The following is a 6,711-nucleotide window of genomic DNA, read 5'->3' on the forward strand; positions in this document are numbered from 1 at the left end:
GTGACAATGCAGGCTCTTGACCAGCGCGCAGTGCGGCGCTGGCTTTCAGGGCTTACAAGTGGCAACCGGCGCTGGATTCAGGGCACGGTTGCCGCAGGTACCCTGGCCGGCGTCGCCACCATCGTGCAGATGGTTTTTCTGGCGCGCATTGTTCACCTTGGTGTTATCGAACATGCGCCAGCCTCTGAGCTGGCGCCCTATTTTCTCGGCCTTGTTCTCGCGATTGTTTTTCGATCTGTAGCCCAGGGTGTGCAAACTCACCTTGCGGCAAGGTGCAGCGAACAAGTGCGCCGCACCGCACGGCGCCAGATTCATCAACACTGGTGCAACATCGGTCCACTTGAATTGGGGCAAACCTCTGCGGGTAGCCTGGCAAGAGAGTGGATTGATCACGTTGATGCGTTACACGGGTATTTCGCCCGTTTTCTTCCCCAGATGACGCTTTCCCTGATCGTTCCTCTGTTGATTCTGGCGCTTGTGTTCTATCTCGACTGGCTTGCTGCGATCTTTCTGCTTCTTTCGGCCCCTTTGATTCCTTTCTTTATGGCGCTTGTGGGTATGGGCGCGGAGAAGCTTAACCAGCAGCATTTTGAGACTGTGAGTCGATTGTCTGGCCAGTTTCTGGATAAGGTACGCGGCATAACCACTCTGCAACTCTTCGGGCAAACCGAAAGCGCTACAGAAGTGATTCAACAGCGTTCGGATCAGTACCGAAAAATCACTTTGAAAACGTTGCGCGTTGCGTTCTTATCCTCAGCGGTTCTCGAATTCTTCGCGTCTGTCGCGATCGCGGTCATCGCTATCTACATCGGTTTTGGTCTTCTGGGTTACATAACCTATGGGCCGTCATCGGATTTAACGTTGTTCTCGGGGCTTCTGATTTTGTTGTTGGCGCCGGAGTTCTTTCAGCCGTTGCGCATACTCTCCCAGCACTACCACGATCGGGCCGCTGCGCTTGGGGCTGGTGCAGAGATTCTTGCCCGTTTGAATGATGACGAACCGGTTTTTTCTTCGTCGAGCGAGGAAACAGAAAGCCTCAAAGCTACGCCCCCAGCCCCCGAGCCTGTTAGCGGCAACGAGACCATCGAGCTGAACGCCGTGTCACTGGCTTTTCGAGCAGACCATAAGGTTCTCAGGGACGTATCGCTGGTGATCGGTAAAAGTGATGTGATTGCCCTTACCGGCCCCTCTGGAGGCGGTAAATCCACGTTTCTGAATCTTCTTGCCGGTTTTTTGGTGCCAGACAGCGGCGATATTCACCTGTTTGGCATGCCAGCAGGTAGTTTTGCCTTTGGCTGGCTGGGCCAGAGCGGATTTCTTGTGCACGGCACTTGGGCGGATAACCTTCGGCTAACCAGTCCGGATGCTTCTGATGTGGCTATCGAGACTGCATTGAGAAACGTTGGCCTTGGCCCTTTATTGGACTGCCGGGAAGACGGCATTTTCAGCCAAGTGTCGGAAGACGGCCAAGGCTTGTCTGGTGGTCAGGCCCGTCGTTTGAGCCTGGCACGAATTTTTGTGGCGGATTACGACGTAATTCTTCTGGATGAGCCAACTGCTGGCCTCGACAGCGACAGTGAGATGTTTGTTCTTGAGGCGCTTCACAAGCTTGCTCTGGCAGGCAAGACACTGATCTTTTCCACCCATCATCAAGCGCTGCTGGCTCTCGCCAATCGGGTGTTACTGGTGTCTGGCGGGGAGGTTAAAGATGTCTGAACTGAAGCCCTGGCTAACATTGATATATCAGCGCCCCGGCAGGCTCTTCATGGGTGCCCTTCTGATGCTGGCCGCCCTGCTTTCCGGGCTTGGTCTGCTGGCGCTTTCCGGCTGGTTTATCACTGAAACTGCATTGGTGGGCGTTCTTCTCGCGGCCAGCTTACCGGCCACTATCAATCTGTATGTGCCAGGTGGTGGCATCCGGTTTTTTGCAGTATCCCGCACGGTTTCCCGTTACGTGGAGCGGCTCTATAACCACGACACCGTGCTGCTACTGCTCACGGACATTCGCGTCGCCCTGTTCCGAAAGCTTGCCGCCGCCGGACGAGGCCAGAGGCGGGAACTGACTGGTGCCCAGTGGTTATCGCGACTTACCAGCGATGTGGATGCTCTCGACACCCTGTACCTGCGCCTGATTGCACCAACGGCTTTGGCTGCGTTTGTAGCGCTACTGCTTTTTGGACTGGCTTGGATACTGTTTGATGTCAGGATCGCCGCTGGCGTCGCCCTGATACTCGGCATCGCCTTTCTAGTGGCCACAATCGGTGTTTACGCAAGAACAGCCAGGATTGCAGCCCGGCAGAGTGATCAGCAGGAATCTCTTCGCATGGCGGTTGTAGAGCATCTGGAAGGTTTTGCAGAGCTTACTGCAGCTGGCCGCGTAGGCAAACACGGCGCCTGGCTTATGCGCCAGGCGCACCAAACGGCAACGGAGCAGGTGAAAGCCGACTCCCGCACCGGCTGGCATCTGGCAGGCTCCAACTTGCTGATTAATCTTTCTGCAGTATTCGCACTCTGGGCAGGCTTCGAGTTGTTCCGCGCTGGCGCTATTTCCGGGCCAGCTCTGGTTCTGCTGCCCATCGCCCTGCTCGGCCTGGCAGAAGTTTACAGCATGCTGCCGGAAGCCTTTGGCAAGCTGGGCGCTACCCAGGCCTCTGCTGCACGCTTGAACCGGGACTGCAGGAGTAAAGACATCGAGCATGTGCCGAATACCATTGAGCTACCTGAAGGCACCGCTCTGCTGGCCAAAGATCTCACCGTAAAGCATCCCGAACATGCACCGCTTTTTACCCACTTTGATTTGCAGGTAGCAACCGGCGAGCGAGTGGGTATTCTTGGCCATTCAGGTAGTGGCAAGTCATCCCTTGCGGATACGTTCTCTGGTCTTCTGGCTCCTTCAAGCGGTGCCAGCTCAAGCCTTCCGTGTGCTTATCTCACTCAAAAAACGGTGTTGTTTGAAGATACCTTGCGAGCCAACCTGTTACTGGGCGCTCCGGATACAAGCGATGCACAGCTTTGGAGAGTTCTTGAGATGGTGGACCTTGCAGAGAGGTTCGGTTCGGAACCAGATCAACTTGATACATGGTTGGGTAATTCCGGAAGCCGGCTTTCAGGAGGTGAGGCACGTCGCGTTGCGCTTGCCCGAGTGTTGTTGAGCCCTGCCCCCTTGCTGATATTGGACGAGCCGTTTACCGGGGTTGATGCACCCACGCGAGAAAAGATCACCAAGCAAATGGATGTCTGGCTGGACGGACGAACTGTAATCAGCTTGGCACACGGGGCGGAAGCCCTTCCGGGCACCGACCGTGTGATTCATCTAGGCGTTTAAACCCCTGCGTTTAGCGGGTTTCAACTACCTCAAACGTAAGCCCTGCTTTGCTCGTCAAACGGCCCAGCAGGTTGTCGCTGAGTATCGATGCGGGCGTCCAGAAGCCACCCTGCTTATCTGCAGGAACATCGAATGCCAGGCACATGCCGGCTTCACCCAGCATTTTACCGGTAGAACCGTAGCCCGGGTCAGCATCGCCAGTCACCTTGGTGATCATGGTTTTGCCATCCGGGGTGCGCCCTACAAATCGCAAATCGTAGAATCCTGCCTTTTGAGCTTCGGGGCTCGGGCCTTCGCCAGGCTGAGGCACGAACTTCTCGACCAACCAACGGGTTGGTTTAAGAGCTGATGCCGTCAGGAAGCCCATCAGAGCGGCAGTAACGCCGTAAGCCGCGAAACGGCCTTTGGTGCCAGTGCCCGTCATTATGGCCTCATCGTAGGTGAACTCTTTGCCATAGCGGGCGTCTTGCAGGGCATTGGAGCGGTGCACAATACGGGTATTGATCGCACCCATAACAAACGGTGCCAGCCACACATTGAATGTTTTATCGAATTCCGCGCCTTTCAGAGCCGGCTGACGCACCTTTGAGCGATGCTCCGGTGGGCTGATAGAGAAAGGATTGGCAATTTCTTTACGCAGCTGTGAGTCGGAAGCAGCTTCTTTGGCTACGTTGATAATAGAAGCGACCGTACCGCCGGAAACCCCGCCTTTAGCTACTTTCACGCGCATGCGCACGTCCTGGCATGGCTGGCCAAAGGTTTTTTCTGCCTGCTGTTGCAGGAACCAAACGCCCATATCAGAAGGAATGGAGTCAAATCCACAGCAATGCACAATTCGTGCACCGGAAGCCTTGGCCTGATCTTCGTAGCGGTCAACCATCTGGCGAATCCACTGAACTTCACCCGTCAGATCGCAGTAATCGGTGCCGGTCTCTACGCAGGCTTTTACCAGGGGTTCACCAAATAATGCGTATGGGCCAACGGTAGAGATAATCACGCGTGTTTGCTCACACATGGCCTTCAAGGCTGCATCGTCGGTGGAGTCTGCTAGTATCACCGGAAGTTCAGCGGCACCAGTACCCAAACCAGATTTGAGCACATCAAGCTTGGATGCTGATCGACCGGCAATGGCCCATTTAACCTCGCCAGCAACGCCATAGGAGTCATACAGGTATTGCGTGAGTATCTGGCCAACAAAGCTGGTCGCACCGAACACAACCAGGTCGTATGTGGTTTCTGCTGATTTGGTCATTGCCTGTCCTTTTATAAAGTTTTTTGCTGAAGTTTTATGTGTTTTCAAGGCTATTTACAGCGAGTTTCAATAGTTGGATCTTAACAGCTTTAGGCTACCGTTCTAACTTCACAGGAATCGCTTTAGTGACGTCGTCACGGCCAATCGCACGGCTCGGTCTATAGGGCACACTGCTGAACATACTAGATACACCCTTGGAGACTCGAATTGGCTAACTTCCTCCTGATACTTTGTTTGATTCTCACTATATTCAGTGGTGTTCTTTGTTGGCAGTTTATGGAACAGCGCAAAATTCTGACCCGTCTGATAGCCGAGACTTCGGGAAGTAACCCAGCGGCTAATCTTCAAAACGAGCCGGATTTGATCCTGACGCTTAAAGTACTCAATCCGATTGCGGTGGCAAAACGTGAGTCGCGTTCTGCGCGGGTACTCGCCGATAAACTCCCTGTTATGGTACGCAAAATGGTTTACCAGGGTGTTATGAAGGAACTGGAGCAAGAGATGATGGAGCGTGAAATCGAGGTGGAGCTGAATATTGAATACCGTTAGGAGTATCGCACAGTGACTGCCAAGCTAGCCCTGGCATTGCTTTTATTGATCATTGCCTCAGGTGCTCTTGGCTATGGATTCGTGCAAGCCAGGCGTTCCAGAGTTCTCATACGCAAGTTAAATTCATACAGCATTGCCATCAACAGTGCCGTTCAAAAACGCCGCCTCGATCTCTATGAGGTGCGTAACCGGGCAAAACTGTTGGAAAACACAGTATCTGGTGGTACGAGCGCGGTGGAAAAGGTGCACAAAGCAATCGCTAACACTACTTTTGGCCTGGTTGAGCGCCTCTCAAAAGACGACGAAACCCGCGAAAGTGCCGTGAAAGCCCGAAAAACCCACGATCAGACCAGCAAGCAGGTTTATCATGCGGTCCGCACTACAAATAAGGCCATTCATTTACTTGCCGACTCCCTTTTTATCACTAAAGCTGAGAAGCGGGTGATGTTAAAAAGGAATACTCCTGAGCAGAAAAAGAGCGACCAATAGGGCGCAAGGCAGATCAGCTCTTTTTGAAGCGTTTTACGGTGGCCTCTACAGTAACCGTAAGTGACTCAAGCTCTGCCGCACGCGCGAGACCCTCCGCTCCAGCTCGATACAAGTGTGGCGTCATCGCCAACAAATCAGAAATTGCCTGCTTGCCCGGAAGGCTAAGGTTGAAGCGCACTGCAGAAGTATCCACCATTGTGAAACCCTCAGGGGCATCACTCGGCGACTGCCGGGGCTCTTTCAATTCAGAATATATGATTTCCCGCAGCTCTATGAGGTGGTCTGGCCCTGACTCTACCTGCACTATCTCCCCGCCTGGCCTGAGCACTCGGGCAAACTCCTTGTAAACCGGAAAGCCGAACAAGCACAGTATGCAATCCAGCGTTTCAGGCAGCACAGGCAGATTAGCGTTACTGCCAACGACCCATGCGGGCGCTTTGTCCTGTTTGGCCGCAGATAGTATGGCCCACTTGGAGATATCCAGCCCCAGCAGCGCGAGGCGTGCAGTATCTGGCATTTTCCCTGCCAGATAGCGCATGTAGTACCCTTCCCCACAGCCCGCATCCATACAAGCGATAGCCGCATCACTGTGATTTTCATGGAACACTGCCCGATAAACTGCTTCAGCAATGGGCTCATAAAATCCCGCGGCCAGAAATCTCTGGCGCGCCGCAACCATCTCCTTGTTGTCTCCGGGATCTTTGGAGCGTTTATTCTGAACTGGCAGCAAGTGGACGTATCCCTGGCGCGCAATATCAAAACTATGGCCAGCACTACACTGCCAACTGCTCCCGTTTAACTGCAGCGCAGATCCGTCGATTGGGCAAGCAAGAGCTTCAAATGGGGTGATGGTCATTCAGAGATATCCGCATCGGAAAAGATAACGAGTACAGGGTTACAGTTTATGATTATCCAACAAAAAAGACACCCGAAGGTGTCTTTTTTGTTTACTGATAGAGGGTTATAGAACCTTCTTCAGCTCTTCCTCAAGTTGCGGCACTGCTTCAAACAGATCCGCTACCAGGCCGTAATCGGCAACCTGGAAGATAGGTGCTTCTTCATCCTTGTTGATCGCAACGATCACTTTGGAATCAGA

The 6,711-nt window shown here is 53.5% G+C and carries 6 protein-coding genes and 1 pseudogene; 4 read left to right on the forward strand and 3 right to left on the reverse strand.

Annotated features, from left to right (window positions below):
• The first annotated feature begins 6 nt into the window (after positions 1–6).
• Together cydD and cydC are read left to right on the forward strand one after the other, a co-directional pair.
• Positions 7–1,716, forward strand: a complete 1,710-nt coding sequence (cydD, locus tag RG807_RS08795) for a thiol reductant ABC exporter subunit CydD (RefSeq protein WP_309044582.1) — start codon at positions 7–9, stop codon at positions 1,714–1,716.
• Positions 1,709–3,325: a thiol reductant ABC exporter subunit CydC gene (gene cydC, locus RG807_RS08800; protein WP_309044565.1), complete on the forward strand. Its 1,617-nt coding sequence runs from the start codon at positions 1,709–1,711 to the stop codon at positions 3,323–3,325. The genes cydD and cydC overlap by 8 nt, the downstream gene beginning before the upstream one ends.
• Before the next feature lie 10 nt (positions 3,326–3,335).
• Here cydC and RG807_RS08805 read toward each other — a convergent pair whose 3' ends face one another.
• Positions 3,336–4,577, reverse strand: coding sequence for a saccharopine dehydrogenase family protein (locus RG807_RS08805; RefSeq protein ID WP_309044566.1), 1,242 nt, complete (start codon positions 4,575–4,577; stop codon positions 3,336–3,338).
• Between the two features lie 276 nt (positions 4,578–4,853).
• Between RG807_RS08805 and RG807_RS08810 the strand changes: the two genes are divergently transcribed.
• Both RG807_RS08810 and RG807_RS08815 read left to right on the forward strand, forming a co-directional pair.
• Positions 4,854–5,126 carry a hypothetical protein gene (locus tag RG807_RS08810; RefSeq protein ID WP_309044567.1) on the forward strand — a complete coding sequence of 91 codons (273 nt, stop codon included), beginning with the start codon at positions 4,854–4,856 and terminating at the stop codon, positions 5,124–5,126.
• Positions 5,127–5,138: 12 nt separating this feature from the next.
• Positions 5,139–5,615 carry a hypothetical protein gene (locus RG807_RS08815; protein ID WP_309044568.1) on the forward strand — a complete coding sequence of 159 codons (477 nt, stop codon included), beginning with the start codon at positions 5,139–5,141 and terminating at the stop codon, positions 5,613–5,615.
• A gap of 13 nt (positions 5,616–5,628) precedes the next feature.
• Here the strand turns inward: RG807_RS08815 and RG807_RS08820 are convergent, their stop codons facing one another.
• Together RG807_RS08820 and RG807_RS08825 are read right to left on the reverse strand one after the other, a co-directional pair.
• On the reverse strand, positions 5,629–6,471 hold the full coding sequence (locus RG807_RS08820; RefSeq protein ID WP_309044569.1) for a putative RNA methyltransferase: 843 nt from the start codon (positions 6,469–6,471) through the stop codon (positions 5,629–5,631).
• 105 nt (positions 6,472–6,576) lie between these two features.
• A pseudogene (locus tag RG807_RS08825) lies at positions 6,577–6,711 on the reverse strand (electron transfer flavoprotein subunit alpha/FixB family protein); the annotation flags it as partial.

The sequence above is a fragment of the Marinobacter sediminicola genome (assembly GCF_031157525.1).
GTDB lineage: Bacteria > Pseudomonadota > Gammaproteobacteria > Pseudomonadales > Oleiphilaceae > Marinobacter > Marinobacter sediminicola.